This window comes from Ruegeria sp. YTSA219, assembly GCF_059609985.1.
On sequence record NZ_JBXWMT010000011.1, the window covers coordinates 54462 to 71023 of the forward strand.

General features: G+C 57.6%; 15 protein-coding genes. 11 read left to right on the forward strand and 4 right to left on the reverse strand.

Annotated features, from left to right (window positions below; all coding sequences use genetic code 11):
• Positions 1–97: 97 nt before the first annotated feature.
• Positions 98–1324, reverse strand: coding sequence for an argininosuccinate synthase (locus tag AC2FFB_RS15070; RefSeq protein WP_142637390.1), 1227 nt, complete (start codon positions 1322–1324; stop codon positions 98–100).
• A gap of 177 nt (positions 1325–1501) precedes the next feature.
• Between AC2FFB_RS15070 and AC2FFB_RS15075 the strand changes: the two genes are divergently transcribed.
• Positions 1502–2227, forward strand: coding sequence for a hypothetical protein (locus AC2FFB_RS15075; RefSeq protein WP_281973390.1), 726 nt, complete (start codon positions 1502–1504; stop codon positions 2225–2227).
• A gap of 57 nt (positions 2228–2284) precedes the next feature.
• Positions 2285–3511 carry a threonine ammonia-lyase IlvA gene (ilvA, locus tag AC2FFB_RS15080; protein ID WP_496690213.1) on the forward strand — a complete coding sequence of 409 codons (1227 nt, stop codon included), beginning with the start codon at positions 2285–2287 and terminating at the stop codon, positions 3509–3511.
• Positions 3512–3636: 125 nt separating this feature from the next.
• Here ilvA and AC2FFB_RS15085 read toward each other — a convergent pair whose 3' ends face one another.
• Positions 3637–3960 (reverse strand): Hpt domain-containing protein, encoded by a 324-nt coding sequence (locus tag AC2FFB_RS15085; RefSeq protein WP_496694365.1) that lies wholly within the window; start codon positions 3958–3960, stop codon positions 3637–3639.
• Between the two features lie 156 nt (positions 3961–4116).
• On the opposite strand from AC2FFB_RS15085, the gene AC2FFB_RS15090 reads away from it, so the two are divergent.
• Positions 4117–5388, forward strand: a complete 1272-nt coding sequence (locus AC2FFB_RS15090) for a PP2C family protein-serine/threonine phosphatase (protein ID WP_246097238.1) — start codon at positions 4117–4119, stop codon at positions 5386–5388.
• On the opposite strand, the gene AC2FFB_RS15095 is transcribed toward AC2FFB_RS15090, so the two are convergent.
• A complete protein-coding gene (locus AC2FFB_RS15095) occupies positions 5385–5828 on the reverse strand; it encodes an NUDIX hydrolase (RefSeq protein WP_271950593.1) in 444 nt (147 codons plus the stop codon). The two genes, AC2FFB_RS15090 and AC2FFB_RS15095, sit on opposite strands and share 4 nt — an antisense overlap.
• Before the next feature lie 76 nt (positions 5829–5904).
• Here AC2FFB_RS15095 and hslO point away from each other — a divergent pair, with 76 nt between their 5' ends.
• The 8 genes from hslO to AC2FFB_RS15135 all read left to right on the forward strand — a co-directional run bounded on the left by hslO (position 5905) and on the right by AC2FFB_RS15135 (position 15131).
• Positions 5905–6882 (forward strand): Hsp33 family molecular chaperone HslO, encoded by a 978-nt coding sequence (hslO, locus tag AC2FFB_RS15100; protein WP_142637378.1) that lies wholly within the window; start codon positions 5905–5907, stop codon positions 6880–6882.
• Positions 6866–7471 (forward strand): CoA pyrophosphatase, encoded by a 606-nt coding sequence (locus tag AC2FFB_RS15105; protein ID WP_496690243.1) that lies wholly within the window; start codon positions 6866–6868, stop codon positions 7469–7471. Before hslO ends, AC2FFB_RS15105 begins: the two co-directional genes overlap by 17 nt.
• Positions 7471–8622, forward strand: coding sequence for a CCA tRNA nucleotidyltransferase (locus tag AC2FFB_RS15110; RefSeq protein WP_496875136.1), 1152 nt, complete (start codon positions 7471–7473; stop codon positions 8620–8622). The genes AC2FFB_RS15105 and AC2FFB_RS15110 overlap by 1 nt, the downstream gene beginning before the upstream one ends.
• 190 nt (positions 8623–8812) lie before the next feature.
• The gene (locus AC2FFB_RS15115; RefSeq protein WP_496875116.1) at positions 8813–10651 is read left to right on the forward strand and encodes an ABC transporter ATP-binding protein; all 1839 of its coding nucleotides are present in this window, start codon (positions 8813–8815) and stop codon (positions 10649–10651) included.
• Positions 10648–12480 carry an ABC transporter ATP-binding protein gene (locus AC2FFB_RS15120; RefSeq protein WP_496824153.1) on the forward strand — a complete coding sequence of 611 codons (1833 nt, stop codon included), beginning with the start codon at positions 10648–10650 and terminating at the stop codon, positions 12478–12480. Before AC2FFB_RS15115 ends, AC2FFB_RS15120 begins: the two co-directional genes overlap by 4 nt.
• Before the next feature lie 38 nt (positions 12481–12518).
• Positions 12519–13748, forward strand: coding sequence for a class I SAM-dependent RNA methyltransferase (locus AC2FFB_RS15125; RefSeq protein ID WP_496694362.1), 1230 nt, complete (start codon positions 12519–12521; stop codon positions 13746–13748).
• A gap of 20 nt (positions 13749–13768) precedes the next feature.
• Positions 13769–14554 (forward strand): ion transporter, encoded by a 786-nt coding sequence (locus AC2FFB_RS15130; protein ID WP_271950705.1) that lies wholly within the window; start codon positions 13769–13771, stop codon positions 14552–14554.
• 58 nt (positions 14555–14612) lie between these two features.
• Complete coding sequence (locus tag AC2FFB_RS15135) at positions 14613–15131, forward strand: L,D-transpeptidase family protein (protein ID WP_142637369.1); 519 nt, start codon at positions 14613–14615, stop codon at positions 15129–15131.
• Here AC2FFB_RS15135 and AC2FFB_RS15140 read toward each other — a convergent pair.
• Positions 15115–16560 (reverse strand): nodulation protein NodH, encoded by a 1446-nt coding sequence (locus tag AC2FFB_RS15140; RefSeq protein ID WP_496875117.1) that lies wholly within the window; start codon positions 16558–16560, stop codon positions 15115–15117. The two genes, AC2FFB_RS15135 and AC2FFB_RS15140, sit on opposite strands and share 17 nt — an antisense overlap.
• Positions 16561–16562 lie beyond the last annotated feature (2 nt).

Below are 16562 nucleotides of genomic sequence, written 5' to 3' on the forward strand. Positions count from 1 at the left end.
AGCAAGAGTGACCTGACGGGAGGTGGCAAAAATGGGCGCATAAAAAACCCGGCATCCTGAGGGGCTGCCGGGTCTTCAGGTCAAAATCTCAGCTGTCTTACTTTGACAGCCGTTTGTCGCGTGCTGCCAGCAGTTTCAGGCGTAGGGCGTTCAGTTGGATGAATCCCGCAGCGTCTTTCTGATCGTAGGCACCAGCATCCTCTTCGAAGGTCACGTGCGCCTCGGAATACAGCGAGTGTTCCGACCAGCGGCCCACGGTCGATGCCAGACCTTTGTACAGCTTCACGCGCACGGTGCCGGTGACATGATCCTGAGATTTGTCGATCGCGGCCTGCAGCATCTCGCGCTCGGGCGAGTACCAGAAGCCGTTATAGATCAGCTCTGCATATTGAGGCATCAGCTGGTCTTTCAGATGCATCGCGCCCCGATCCATGGTGATGGACTCGATGCCACGGTGTGCTTCCAACAGGATAGTGCCGCCCGGTGTTTCATAGATGCCGCGCGATTTCATGCCAACAAAGCGACCTTCGACCAGATCGAGACGCCCAATGCCGTGCTTGCCGCCATATTCGTTCAGCTTGGTCAAGATGGTCGCGGGGCTCATCGCCTCGCCGTTGATGCTGACCGCGTCACCTTTTTCGAACCCGATCTCGATGAATTCAGGTTTATTCGGCGCGTCCTCGGGGTGGACCGTGCGCTGATAGACGTAATCGGGCGCCATATCGGCGGGGTCTTCCAGAACCTTGCCTTCGGATGAGGTGTGCAGCAGGTTGGCATCAACCGAGAACGGTGCCTCGCCCCGCTTGTCCTTGGCGATCGGAATCTGGTTGGCCTCGGCAAATTCCAGCAGCTTGGTGCGGCTGGACAAGTCCCACTCGCGCCACGGGGCAATCACCTTGATGTCAGGGTTCAGCGCGTAAGCGGCCAGTTCGAACCGCACCTGATCGTTGCCCTTACCGGTCGCGCCATGAGATACGGCATCCGCTCCGGTCGCCTCGGCAATCTCGACCAGACGTTTCGAGATCAACGGGCGCGCAATCGAGGTGCCCAGCAGGTACAGGCCCTCATACTGCGCATTCGCACGGAACATCGGAAAGACGAAATCGCGAACGAATTCTTCGCGGATGTCCTCAATATAGATGTTTTCGGGCTTGATCCCCAGCAGCTCGGCCTTCTTGCGGGCGGGCTCCAACTCCTCGCCCTGACCCAGGTCGGCGGTGAAGGTTACGACCTCACAACCATACTCGGTCTGCAGCCATTTCAGGATGATCGAGGTATCAAGGCCACCGGAATAGGCCAGAACAACTTTCTTGGGCGCGGACATCTGACTTCCCTTTATGCGTAGAACGACTGGCCCCTAGCGGGTTTTGAACGCGGGGGCAAGTTATCTGCGTTGACGCAGGTCGGGATTTGGGGTGAAACAGAAGGAAAGAAAACAAGGATTGGTTGAAGGGATAGATTTCAGATGCTGGGTTGGAAGATTTTTGCACATTCGGTGCGGATGGTTATTGGGAATCTCAAACAGGTTTTGCAGATTACGTTCGGGCCATCTTTGGTTGCGACAGCGGTGATTGTCGCACTGTTTTTTGTATTGGACGTTCCGCTGGATCAACTCAATACAACCACCGGAGAGTTGCCTGCGGGCGTTTCGAGCGGATCGGCGATTGGCTTCCTGGTGGGCTTTATGGTCGTGATATTTGTGACGATGTTCTGGATTGTGGTGTCGTGGCACCGCTTTGTCCTGCTTGAGGAATATCCAAGAGGTATTTTCCCAACCTTCCGGTTCGATAGAATTCTGGCCTATTTCGGGCGGGTTCTTCTGTTGGGTATCCTGATGGCCATCGCGTTCCTGCCGGCGGGCGCGGTACTTTCAGCGCTGGGCGGTGGAGCATTGTCAGTTGTGTTTGTCATTGTCCTTGTCGTCTTCCTCATCATCGGCTTCTACCGTTTGTCCATAATCCTGCCTGCAGCAGCGATTGGGCAACCGTTGACACTTGGGCAAGCTTGGAACAACACCGCCGGTGCGGGTGGTGCGATCATCGTTCTTTTGCTTGTAAGCTTTGTGTTCCAGGTCGTGGTCCAGTTGGTCTTTACAGCGCTCGCTTTCATCCCGGTTCTGGGTGTTTTGCTCTCACTGTTCTTTGGGGTTCTGGTTTTGCCGCTGATCAATGTCAGTATCTTGACCACCATGTACGGCGTGTTCGTTGAAAAGCGCCAGCTGACCTGAACTCGTACACATATGTATTCCTTGCTCTTTCAGCGATGATGGGGCAGGGAAACCGGCATGAGTGATTTCATGACCCGCGCCCGCGCTGCCGAACAGGCGATGCGCTCTGTGTTTCCGGTGACGCCTCTGCAGCGCAATGCCCATCTGTCTGATCGTTTCGGGGCCGATATCTGGCTGAAACGTGAGGACCTCAGCCCGGTGCGGTCCTACAAGATCCGCGGTGCGTTCAACGCCATGCGCAAACAGCAGGGGCAGAACCTGTTTGTCTGCGCCAGCGCGGGAAATCATGCGCAGGGCGTGGCCTTTATGTGCAAGCACATGGATGTGAAGGGTGTGATCTTCATGCCCGTGACGACGCCGCAGCAGAAAATCCAGAAAACTCGTATCTTCGGCGGCGACAATATCGAGATTCATCTGACCGGCGACTATTTCGATGACACGTTGGCCGCCGCGCAGGCGTGGTGCACCGAACAGGGCGGCCATTTTCTGTCGCCCTTTGACGATGTTGATGTGATCGAGGGGCAAGCCTCGCTCGCGGTTGAGATCGAAACGCAGTTGGGTGGGTTGCCGGACCACATCCTTTTGCCAGTAGGCGGTGGCGGCATGTCTGCGGGCGTGGCTACGTGGTTTGGCGATCGGACCCATTGCCTGTTTGTGGAACCCAAAGGCGGTGCCTGTCTGCACGCGGCAATGGCAGCAGGACATCCGGTGGCATTGGATCAGGTGGACAATTTCGTTGACGGTGCTGCGGTTGGTCGGATCGGTGAAAAACCGTTCGAATTGCTGAAATCCCGTCATCTGTCGGATGCTCTGGTCCTGTCCGAAGACCGAATCTGCACAACCATGATCGAGATGCTGAATGTCGAGGGCATCGTTCTGGAACCCGCCGGGGCCCTCGCGATTGAGGCGCTGAGCGATATTCAGAGTTTTATCCGAGGGAAAACCGTTGTCTGCGTAACCTCTGGCGGCAACTTCGATTTCGAACGTCTGCCCGAGGTCAAGGAACGCGCGCAGCGCTATCTGGGGGTGAAGAAATACTTCATCCTGCGCCTGCCACAGCGCCCTGGCGCATTGAAAGAGTTCCTGAACATCCTTGGCCCCGAGGATGACATTGCGCGGTTTGAATACATGAAGAAATCGGCACGTAACTTCGGCTCGGTTCTGATTGGTATCGAAACCCGCAAGCCCGAAAACTTTGCCCGTCTGTTCGCGCATCTGGATGAAGCCGGGTTCACTTTTACGGATATCACCGAGGACGAGACCCTCGCCCAGTTTGTGATCTGAGCAAATGACCATACTGCAATGTTGTCTGTCGCGGCGATGGATCAGCTGCGTTTGAAACAGACAATATACGGGGCCGGGTTGTCACCCATCGCTAGTGTACCTGTTTGCTGCCTGTACGGCGCCGCTCAGAGCTCGTTCAATCCTGCCTGAAACTCCGTTGCTGAGGTCCGGAATGTGCCGACTATTTCGGCGATATCGACGGTTGCGGCCTGACCCTGTGCCGAATGGCGCTCACCATCCTGGCAGAGCCTGGCCAATGTCCTGAATCCCAGACTAAGCGCGCTGCCCTTCAAGGAGTGTAGATGCTGTTCGAAGTCAGACCGATCATCATCGACCAGCAAATGCTCCAGGCCTTGTTGCACCTCATCGAGAAAGATTTCCACTACTTCGTCAAACTCGTCGGCGCCGACCTCGTCCCGCAGCTGTCTGACCCAGGACCAGTCGATCATGGCCATCCTTTCCCTAAAGATAACGACCCGATTATCACTACAGGCCGTTGGTAAATCCGTGGTTAAGATGGATGCATTTACGACCTTCACAGGATGTTAAACAGCCGTGCGCTAGGGTCGTCCCGTTCCGCATTGTGTGGCAGAGCTGAGGGTCAGGTGGCAGAGGTCAGTCAGGCAGAAACAAAGGCAGAGCTGGATTTTGGTGCGATTCGCAAGGTGCTGGTCGTTGATGACAGTCGTCTGCAACGTCGCATCCTTGTGGCCTCGCTGAAGAAATGGGGCTTTGAGGTGCTCGAGGCCGATAGCGGAGAGGCCGCCATCGAAATCTGTGCTGCCATGTCCCCCGATCTGGTCCTGAGCGACTGGGTCATGCCGGGGATGAGCGGGCTGGAATTCTGTCAGGCATTTCGGGCGCTGGAGAATGACGAATACAGCTATTTCATCCTTCTGACTTCAAAAAGCGAAAAGCAGGAGGTTGCGCGCGGACTGGATGCCGGGGCGGATGATTTTCTGATCAAACCTCTTGAGGCCGATGAATTGCGGGCGCGCATATCTGCGGGCGCACGGATATTGGATATGCAGCGTGAGCTGTCTGATAAGAACCGAATGATCGAGACCGCGCTCGAAGAACTGAAAGTGGTCCATGATGCGATCGACAAAGACCTGATTCAGGCGCGTAAGATACAGGAATCTTTGGTCCCCGAACTCACGCGTGATTTCGGTAGGTCGCGTATCAGCATGTTGCTGAAACCTTGTGGGCATATCGGTGGCGATCTGGTGGGAATGTTTTCACCGGGGGTCAACCGAGTGGGGTTTTACAGCATCGATGTGTCCGGCCACGGCATCACCTCGGCGATGATGACAGCACGGCTGGGCGGGTATCTGTCCAGCAAACATTTCGATCAGAACGTGGCGATGGAAAAGCGGTTCGATAAATTTTACGCATTGCTACCACCTGATCAGGTGGCAGAGATGCTCAATTCCCGCCTTATGGCCGATGCTGGCGTCGAAGAGTATTTTACCATGGTCTATGCCATTATCGACCTGCGAAACGGACATCTCAAGATGGTGCAGGCAGGGCATCCGCATCCGCTGTTGTTGCGACAGGATGGTGGGACCGAGTATCTGGGGCAAGGTGGTTTGCCCATCGGACTGTTGCCGGATGTCACGTTTCAGCGAACCGATACCTACATGAAGCCCGGTGACAAGCTGTTGCTATATTCAGACGGGTTCACGGAATGCCGGATGGCGGATGGATCCCTGCTGGAAGAAGAGGGGCTGTGCAGAATGGTGACGGATTGTGCCATCGATCTCAGCGGGCCCGAATTTCTGGACGATATGTTCTGGCGGCTGACACAGGCCATGGATCCGGACCAGGGTATGGATGATGACGTATCTGCGGTTTTCTTTGAATACAGCGGGCCTTAAAGCCCCATCAGGTGTCCCGAAGCGAAATGTCGGTCGCCGCTGTTGCCCAGCATCTGCGCGGCATCCGCACTGTCCAGCCAAAGGGCTTCGTGGAATGGCTCTGAAGGTGGACCTATGCGGCGCACAGGGCGGGCTCGATATATCAAACAGACCTTTTCGGCCCACAGGTCATATTCGGGCATGTATGTGAAACGGCGAAAGGCGCCGACCCGCCGCGGGCTGGCAATCAACCAGCCGGTTTCTTCAAAGACTTCGCGATGCAGGGCGGTGATGGGCGATTCGCCCGGGTCAATACCGCCACCCGGCAACTGCAGATCAGGGCCGGGCTCTGTCTGGCAGGTCAGCAACAGATGTCGTCCTCGAGGCAACAATGCGTATACACCCACACGTCGTGTGTATTTGCGCCCCGCTTGTGGGGTTTCACCGAACCGTCTGATCATGTATGGCCCCTTACAACCCGAAATCTTCGACCTATATGCTGGCGGTATGCCAATCTGTGGCGTTTAAGGAAACCCCATGTCTCTTGGAACAAAAATCGCGTGGGACGACACCGTCCTGCCCTTTCAACTTGATATACCGGATATGCGCGGACGTGTGGCGCGGCTGGACGGAGTGTTGGATGGCATTCTGAAACAGCACGACTATCCCGAAAAGGTCGAGGCTTTGGTGGCCGAGATGGCCTTGCTGACTGCTCTGATCGGCCAGACCGTCTCGCTGCGCTGGAAGCTGTCGCTTCAGGTTCAGTCCAAAGGCGCCGTTCGGATGATCGCAACCGATTACTACGCTCCGCAGGCCGAGGGCGAACTGGCCCGCATCCGCGCCTATGCCAGTTTTGACCCGGACCGCCTGACCGATTCCACACCGTTTGATCAGGTGGGTGAAGGCTATTTCGCCATCATGATTGACCAGGGCGAGGGCACGCAGCCTTACCAGGGGATCACACCGCTGGCTGGCGGCTCTCTCAGCGCATGCGCTGAGGCGTATTTCGCACAGTCCGAACAGTTGCCGACGCGGTTTTCACTGAGTTTCGGCAAATCAACTGAACCTGGCGTCGGTGAGCACTGGCGCGCAGGCGGCATCATGCTGCAGCACATGCCCAAAGCGTCACCATTTGTAGCCAATGCAGAGGGTGACGGTCAGATTCTGTCGGCGGATGATCTGGTTGACGGTGAGGAAGGTGAAAATTGGGGGCGCGTCAATATCCTTCTGGATACTGTTGATGACCTTGAACTGATCGGTCCTTCGATTGCGCCAACCGACCTGTTGATCCGGCTGTTTCACGAAGAACAGCCACGTGTTTATGATGCGCAATCGGTTCAGTTCGGCTGCACCTGCTCGGAAGAGCGCGTGCGCCAAAGCCTGTCGATCTATTCGGCGCGCGACATCGAAAAGATGACAACTCCCGAAGGCCAGGTCACCGCCGATTGTCAGTTCTGTGGTGCCCATTACGTATTGGACCCCGTCACCGTTGGCTTCGATGCCGGTGAAGCCTGATCCAACAGAACAGCTGCGGGCGGCCCTGAGCCGCCCCGGCAACGGGTCCAGTGATTTCGATCTGAACCCTGATGCGGTTTTGCCAGCGGGGCGCAAGCTGCGTCCAGCCGGGGTTCTGGTTCCGATTCTTGTGACGAATGAGGCCCCGCGCCTGCTTTTGACCAAGCGCTCATCGGCGCTGAAACACCATCCCGGCCAGATCGCCTTTCCCGGCGGAAAACAGGATGAGACTGATCCGGATGTAACCGCAACCGCCCTGCGGGAAGCACAGGAAGAGATTGGCCTTTCCTCGGATATGCCTGAAATTCTCGGGCATTTGCCTACCCATGAAACCGTGACGTCTTTTGTCGTAACCCCGGTTGTCGCGATCCTACGAGACGGGTTCGACCCAATTCCTGAGCCGGGTGAAGTTGACGAAGTTTTTTCAGTCCCACTTGCGCATGTTCTAAACCCTGCGAATTATATCGTTGAGTCGCGTCGCTGGCGGGGCCAGCGGCGGTATTATTTCACCGTGCCCTATGGCCCTTATTACATCTGGGGGGCTACGGCCCGGATGTTGCGGGGCTTGGCTGCGCGGGTGAGTGAATGATGAAGCTATCAGAAAGCTGGGTTACAAATCCGGCAACCCAGACAGTCTGCGCCGTTTTGATCGATGCCGGTTTTCAGGCGCTTTTCGTCGGCGGTTGCGTCCGCAACGCGCTTTTGGGGGCGCCGGTCTCGGATCTGGATATTGCCACGGACGCTCCGCCCCAGCAGGTGCTGGATTTGATGCGGGCGGCGGGGTTGAAGGCCATCCCAACTGGGATCGAGCATGGCACGATAACCGTTGTCAGCCAAAGCATCCCGCATGAGATCACGACCTTCCGGCGAGATGTCGAAACCGATGGCCGCCGAGCTGTTGTGGCGTTCTCGGACAATGTTGATGAAGATGCCAGGCGGCGCGATTTCACCATGAACGCGCTGTATGCCGGCCCGGATGGGACGCTTTTGGACCCGCTGAATGGATTGTCCGATCTAAAGGCCCGAAAGGTTCGGTTCATAGGCAACGCCCAGCATCGCATCCGCGAAGACTATCTGCGGTCTCTGCGCTATTTTCGGTTTCACGCCTGGTATGGGGATGCCGAAGCCGGGTTTGATCCCGAAGCGCTGTCGGCCATTTCAACCAATCTGGTCGGATTGGCAGGCCTGTCGCGCGAACGGGTTGGGGCCGAGTTTATGAAATTGCTGACCGCGCCTGACCCTGCGCCTTCGGTCGCTGCCATGCGCAGCACGGGCGTTCTGGCACAGATATTGCCGGGGGTTGAGGATCGATCACTTGCCCCGCTGATCGCCTTGGAACAGCAGGCTGGGGCAAAGCCCGAGCCGGTCCGGCGACTTTCCTCCATCGCCACGCCTGAGATTGCCCAGACCCTGCGTCTGAGCAAGGCCCAGATGCAACGCCTGACACGGATGCGGGATGAGGCCGCGGGAACCGCGGGCACTGCCGAGCTTGGGTTCCGTTATGGCGAAGAGGACGGCCTGCACGAAGTTCTGCTGCGTTGTGCTTTGTTGGAACAGCCCTGGTCCGAGGATAAGCGGCAAGCGCTCCGGGACGGGGCAGCAGCGGATTTTCCCGTGCGGGCCGCTGACCTGATCCCTGACTTTACCGGCCCGGCGCTGGGCAAGAAACTGGCCGAGCTCGAGGCGCGCTGGATCGCCTCGGGTTTCACCCTGACGCGCTCCGAGTTGCTGGTCGAGTAAATTGAAGTCTCAAAAGGGGATGACAAGCCGGATCGTTTGTGTTTTCTTGCGCCTGTAACATGAATGGAGGGATGCGAATGTATTACGGGATCTGGTTCGGCTAAAGCCATAACACTTGACCCGTAGGGGTGGTGTTCTGGCGCCATCTTTTTTCGCATGACTTGTTATCTGCTCAATCGGAGCACTCTCTATGTTTCGCTATTTCGAAAATCTCGTCGACCCTTTTGTCGACTACGAAGAAACCGACACGCCGCCGACACGGCTGTGGCCCTTTATGTTGAACTATTCCCGCCCTTTTATGCGGGTGTTCTTCTGGGCCGGATTGATTTCGGTCGTGGTGGCCGCGGTTGAGGTCGGTCTGATCTATTATATGGGTCGCGTTGTTGACTTGCTGTCCGCCCCGCCGGACGAAGTTTGGCAGACCCATAGTACGGAACTGATCCTGGTGGCGCTATTTGTGCTGCTGCTGCGACCCATGCTGCATGTCGTTGACGTGCTGTTGCTCAACAACACGATCCTGCCGAATTTTGGCACTCTGATCCGTTGGCGCGCGCATAAGCACGTGTTGCGGCAATCGGTGGGCTGGTTCGAGAATGATTTTGCAGGCCGCATTGCCAACCGGATCATGCAGACGCCGCCCGCTGCGGGTGAGGCCGTGTTTCAGGTGTTTGATGCGATTTCCTTCTCGCTGGCATACCTGATCGGCGCAGCCTTTTTGTTGATGACGGCTGATGCCCGGCTGCTGTTGCCGTTGTTGATCTGGCTCGTGCTGTATGGGTTTCTGGTGCATTGGACGGTGCAGCGGGTGGGACCGGCTTCGAAGGCGGCCTCAGACGCGCGCTCGGCCGTAACGGGCCGGGTTGTGGACAGCTATACCAATATCCATTCCGTAAAGATGTTTGCCCATGGAGCACAGGAATTGGATTATGCGCGCGAAGCGATCGAGGAAACCCGCCGTACCTTTCAGGCTGAGATGCGGATTTTCACCATTATGGATGCGGTTCTGGTTGCATTGAACGGGTTGCTGATCGTTGGTGTGGTGGGCTGGGCAATTGCGCTGTGGATGCAGGGTAGTGCTACGGTCGGTGTGGTCGCGGCGGCCACAGCCCTGACCCTGCGCCTGAACGCGATGACCGGATGGATCATGTGGGCGCTGACCAGTTTTTTCCGCCAGCTTGGTGTCGTTGCCGAAGGTATGGAGACGATCGCTCAGCCGATCGACCTGCTGGATGCGCCGCAGGCCAAACTCCTGCATCTGTCCAACGGCAAGATCGAGGTTCGTGATCTGTCGCATCATTACGGTCGCAAGACCGGCGGGCTGGACCATATCAACCTGACCATCGAGCCGGGCGAAAAGATCGGTCTGATCGGACGGTCGGGAGCTGGTAAGTCGACCCTAGTTAAGCTCCTACTTCGGTTCTACGATGTGGAGCAGGGGGCCATTTTGATCGACGATCAGGACATTGCCCGGGTCACTCAGGACAGCTTGCGCATCCATATCGGTATGGTGCAACAGGACAGCGCGTTGCTGCACCGCTCGGTGCGCGACAATATCCTCTATGGCCGCCCCGAGGCTTCCGAAGAGCAGATGATTGCCGCGGCCAAACAGGCCGAGGCGCATGAGTTCATCCTTGACCTGCAGGACCCGAAGGGGCGTACCGGCTATGATGCGCATGTGGGCGAGCGGGGCGTGAAGTTGTCAGGTGGTCAGCGGCAGCGGGTGACGCTGGCGCGGGTGATCCTGAAGGACGCGCCGATCCTGTTGCTGGATGAGGCGACCTCGGCGCTGGATTCCGAGGTCGAAGCATCGATTCAGGAAACGCTCTATGGCATGATGCAGGGCAAATCCGTGATCGCGATTGCCCACCGCCTCAGCACCATTGCCCAAATGGATCGCATCCTGGTGATGGATGGCGGCCGGATCGTCGAGCAGGGCACCCATTCCGAATTGCTGTCACACGGCGGGCTTTACGCCCAGTTCTGGGCACGGCAATCTGGAGGCTTCCTGAACACGGAGGCAGCTGAGTGAAACTTGCCGATCTCATAGATCCGTTCAAACCCACCGAAACGCCCCCGCCGCAAAGGCTGGGGGCGTTCATTCGCTGGTGCCTGTCCGGAGCTTGGCCGATGATCCTTGTCGCCTCCGTGTTTTCGGCCTCTGCCGGGGCGATGGAGGCCGGAACCGCCTGGATGCTGGGTCTGGTGATCGACATGGCAAACGAAAGCGGGCCGGATGGGGTTCTGACGGCGGGCAATCTTTGGATAATTGGAGGGGTCGCCGCATTTTTCATGCTGCTGCGACCAGCGCTGTTTGGTCTTTCGGCCTTTTCCAACAACTATATTGTCATGCCCAATATCCCGCCCCTGGTTCTGGCCAAGCTGAACCGGTGGACTTTGGGTCAGTCTGTGACCTATTTCGACGACGATTTTGCCGGGCGGATCGCTCAGAAACAGATGCAAACTTCGAACGCGATGGCCTCGGTCGTGTCCGAGACGATAAGCGCAATGGTTTTTGCGCTGGCGTCTCTGGCAGGGACTTTGCTTTTGTTAGGATCTATTCATCTGCTGGTCATGCTGCCCTTCGCCGCCTGGTTGGCGGTGTATTTCCTGCTGATCCGCTGGTATTTGCCACGCATCCGGGCACGCTCAGCGGCGCGGGCCGGGGCGCGGGCGATGGTGTCGGGGCAGGTGGTCGACACGATCACCAATATCAAAACCGTCAAGCTGTTCGCCCATTCCGAGTTCGAGGATCAGGCGGCCCGAAACTCGATGGTCGATCTGCGCCACAAGATGCTGGCCTTTGGCAAGCTCTCCGCCAGTTTTAGGTTCATACTGATGGTTCTGGCCGGGGTGTTGCCCGTGCTGCTGCTGGGGGTGACCTTGCTGCTGTGGCGGTCCGGGATGGCCAGCGCTGGTGATATCGTTGCGGCGGGCGCGATGTCCGTGCGAATTTCGCAGATGACAGGCTGGGTCAGTTTCACGCTGATGGGGCTTTATGCCAATGTCGGCGAGATCGAGAATGGCATGAAGACGCTAGCCAAGCGTGACCGGGTCGAGGATGCGGCAGGGGCAGCTAGGCTGAGCGTGCCAGAAGGTCAGATCGAGTTTAACCATGTCAGCTTTGCTTATGGCGGTGACATCGGCGGCGTGACCGACGTGCACATGACCGTACATCCTGGCGAAAAGCTGGGTATCGTCGGGGCATCGGGTGCGGGGAAATCTACGCTCGTTTCGCTTCTACTCAGGCTCTATGAAGGGGAAAACGGCGCAATTCGGATTGATGGGCAGGATGTGTCACAGGTGACGCAGGACAGTCTGCGCAGTCAAATCGGAATGGTCACGCAGGAAACTGCGATGTTCAACCGCTCGGCGCGCGAGAATATCCTATATGGCCGCCCTGATGCCTTGGAAGACGATATGATCGCCGCGGCGCAAAAGGCCGAGGCGCATGAATTTATCCTTGGCCTGCGGGATGCCCATGGTCGCAAGGGCTATGATGCGCATCTGGGCGAGCGCGGCGTCAAACTGAGCGGCGGTCAGCGGCAGCGGATTGCGCTTGCACGCGCCATCCTGAAAAACGCGCCGATTCTGGTGCTGGATGAGGCGACCTCGGCCTTGGATTCCGAGGTCGAAGCCTCGATCCAGACCGCGTTGCATCGGGTGATGCAGGGCAAAACGGTATTGGCGATTGCACATCGGCTGTCGACGCTAAGCGAGATGGACCGGATTGTCGTTCTGGATCAAGGGCAGATCGTTGAAATGGGAAGCCATGACGACTTGCTGGAGCAGGGCGGGCTTTATGCCCGGTTCTGGGATCGCCAATCGGGCGGGTTTATTCAGGCCGCCGCCGCCGAATAAGGGTTTTGTTGTGGGTAAAGCCCAGCTATCAGGCCCTCATGACGCAGCATTACAGCATTTTACGCCTTGGTCATCAGGGCGACGGCATCGCCGCTGGACCGATCTACGCCCCCCGCACCTTGCCGGGGGAGGTGGTCAGCGGGATATTGGTTGGTCAAGTGCTGAGCGACATTCGGGTCGAGACCCCCTCGGACCAGCGGGTCAAAGCACCGTGCCGGCACTACAAAGCCTGCGGCGGATGTCAGCTACAGCATGCCGCGGATAATTTCGTTGCTGATTGGAAGGTTGAGGTCGTGCGCAACGCGCTGGCCGCGCAGGGGCTCGATGCCCCGATGCGGCCGATCCATACCTCGCCGGAACGATCACGGCGACGGGCTACGATTGCGGTTCGACGGACCAAAAAAGGCACTATGGCCGGGTTTCATGGCCGTGCCTCAGACACGATTACCGAAATCTCTAATTGTCATCTGCTTGATCCGGCCCTGATTGCAGCCGTCCCCGTGGCCGAGGCGCTTGCCGTTTTGGGTGGTAGCCGCAAAGGGGCGCTGGCGGTCACGCTGACCCTTTCTGATGGCGGTTTGGATGTCGCCGTCAAAGGCGGCAAACCGCTGGACGGTCCATTGGAACTGGCCCTGGCACAGGCGACCGAGGCACATGGGCTTGCGCGGCTCAGCTGGGATGGCGAGGTGATCGCTTCGCGTCACGCCCCGATTCAGCGATTTGGCGTGGCGGCTGTCGTGCCGCCTCCAGGGGCATTCCTGCAGGCCACGAAGGACGGAGAACAGGCTCTATTACAGGCAGTTCTGCAGGCAACCAAGGGCGCCAAGCGGGTTGTGGACCTGTTTGCGGGTTGCGGGACATTCTCATTGCCACTGGCCGAGGACGCCGAAGTACACGCGGTTGAGGGTGAGGCCCTGATGACCACCGCTCTGGATCAAGGCTGGCGTCGCGCGCAAGGTCTGAAACGGGTCACGACCGAGGCGCGCGACCTGTACCGCCGCCCATTGATGCCTGATGAGCTGAAGAACTTTGACGCGGTTGTCCTGGACCCGCCCCGCGCCGGGGCCGAGGCGCAGGTGGCCGAGCTGGCGCAAGCGCTGCCCCCGGTCATCGCCTATGTCTCATGCAACCCCGTGACCTTTGCGCGGGATGCAAAAAACCTGATTAACGCAGGCTATACCCTTGAATGGGTACAGGTGGTGGACCAATTTCGATGGTCGTCACACACGGAACTTGCCGCGCGGTTTGCACTGAACCCCGCATCATGACCAAACAGGAGAGTTTCAGAATGGGGCTTGCCCAGCGCCTGCATGATATCACTGAAAACCCGACCTTCGGTCGGTTCATCACAGGTGTCATCATCTTCAACGCCATCCTGCTCGGCATGGAAACCTCACCGACGCTGATGGAGGCCGCGGGTCCCTTGATCGTGGTGTTGGACAGCCTTTGCCTAACGATTTTCGTGGCCGAGATTGCGATGAAACTGGTCGCCACAGGGCGCCGGTTCTTTACCAATGGTTGGAACCTGTTTGACTTCATCGTTGTTGGCATCGCTCTGATCCCAAGCGCCGGCGGTCTGTCGGTGCTGCGGGCGCTGCGGATCCTACGGGTGTTGCGGGTAATTTCAGTCGCGCCACGGCTGCGTCGGGTGGTCGAGGGTTTCATCTCAGCTTTGCCGGGTATGGCCAGCGTTTTCCTGCTGATGGCGATTCTGTTTTACATCGGCGCGGTAATCTCGACCAAGCTGTTCTCGGGCACATTCCCGGACTGGTTTGGCGATTTGGGCCTGTCGGCCTATACGTTGTTCCAGATCATGACGCTGGAAAGCTGGTCCATGGGCATCGTGCGCCCGGTGATGGAGGTTTATCCCTATGCGTGGATATTCTTTGTGCCATTCATCATGGTTACGACATTTGCAGTGGTGAACCTGTTGGTTGGTCTGATTGTGAATTCAATGCAGGATGCCCATCACGCCGAGGATGAGGTGAAAACCGATGCCTATCGTGATGAGGTGCTGGAAAGGCTGGAATCCATCGAACGCCGCTTGCTTGAGCAGTCGAACAGCAAAAAGTGATTTCAGTTTTCTGGATTTCTGGCATAATCACAAAAAAAAGCAGAAGCAGGCATTAAACATGGATCGTCGAGCATTTGGAATGGGTGCTGTGGCTACGCTGGGTCTTTCGGCCTGCGCCTCGGCCAACCCCAGATTTTTGGCCTATGATGGCCCCGAGGTGACCTCTATGGTCATCAACAAAAGCGCGCGGAAGCTTTATCTTCTGCACAATGAACATGTCCTCAAGGAATATAAGGTCGATCTTGGCTTTGCCCCCAATGGCACCAAAACAAAACGCGGCGACGGCCGCACGCCAGAGGGCACCTATTTGATCGACCGGCGCAATCCCAAAAGCCGCTATCACCTGTCGCTGGGGATTTCCTATCCGGATTCGAAGGATATCGCAGAGGCCAAGGCTGCGGGCGTTGATCCGGGCGGTGACATTTTCATCCACGGCGAGCCGAAAACCCGGTCCGAGAAAAAGCGTGCCAAGAAGCAATCGGATTGGACGGCAGGGTGCATCGCTGTCAAGAATGAAGAGATCGAAGAGATCTATGCGATGGTGAATCGCGGCACAGTGATTACGCTGCGCCCGTAGCCGGCTTCCAGACGTCAAACCCGAATTGCATATAGTCGCGCTGGTAGGTTTCGGCCGCCAGCGCCTCAAGTTTGGTGTCATAGATATCGCTCAGTGAAAACGGGATATCTGGTCTGGTATTGCCGGGCGCGGGCGGGCTGTCATGACCCAGCCGCCGCGCCAGATCCGGCAGGGCAGTTGCAATTTCTTCCTCGCGCAGGATTAGATCCGGCAGGGCAAAACCGACTACGCCCTCCAACACCTGCGCCTGACTGCACCAAACGCCGTCAACGCGCACAGGGGTTTGTCCCGCCAGGTTTTGCCGCAGGAAGGTCAGAAAAGCCGAGAATGCCTTATAATGCTGCTCGATGGGGTAGTTTTCAGCGCGTAACTGTCCGGGGATCGGAAGCTTGAACCGGTTGCGCAGCATATTGCGGATTTTCAGATAGGCGCCGGGCTCGGTGCTGAGGATATAGGAACAAAAGGCCGAATGTGCGCGCACCAGCGGGTGCCGCACCACGGTGAATTTGCGATGCCCCGGATGATCCTGTAACCACTGGCGGGTCTTTTTGCGGTTTTGATCAGTGATCAGGTCATCCGCACTGATTGAATCAAGCGCAGCCATCCATTGCTTCACAACCCCTTCGATGCCGCTCCGCACGGGCAGATACATTAACGGGGTTTTCGGCGTGGCGACATAGGTCGCAACGGCCGCGCCACGCCGGGGTTCAAAATTCGGAGTTCTGTGCAGGCTGAAACTGTCGATGCGCGACAAGGCCTGTTCGGTCTCATCAGGGTTTGTCACCTTGGACAAGGCCGGCTCAGGGTTCTGGGGTTTGAGCGTGTCGTCGATCGTGGTCAACCGGCCCGATACCCCAAGCCAGGCCGCCAGGCCGTTCAGGCTGTCGAGCCGGTTCAGATCGTCGTAAGCGATGAAAAAGGCGGTTTGCCCGCTGGCCTGAAGATGATGCAGCAAAGTCAGTTGAAAGGCCTGTTGCTGGTCCAGATAGGTTTCGAACTCACGAGGGTTGAAGGCGATCTGCTCGGTGCGCCGCCGTTTGACGTTTTTCAGCTGCCATTGCTTGGTCTCGCGCGCGATCTTCAATGAGATATAGCTGTCCAGAGGGTTGCGCGTCAGAATGATCTTGGCGCAACTCGGGTCATCCAAAACAGGCTCTAACACACGCGGATCGTGGCCCTGGAAAAAGCGAAACCCGTTCATTTCACCGTCAGCTGATCGGATGGCGTTCAGCAGGGCTTTAGGGTCATTGTCGCGTTCTTCGAGAGTGACGCCCAACAGGCTGTCCCCCTTTAGCCTGCCAATGAAATGAGGATTGAAGGCCTCACCATGGCTGGAGACACCTTCCAATGCGTTCAGATTTGCCTCAAGCAGGTTCGATCCGGTCCGCATGGCGGCAAGTATTACGAAATAGTCGAATTTGGATGACATGA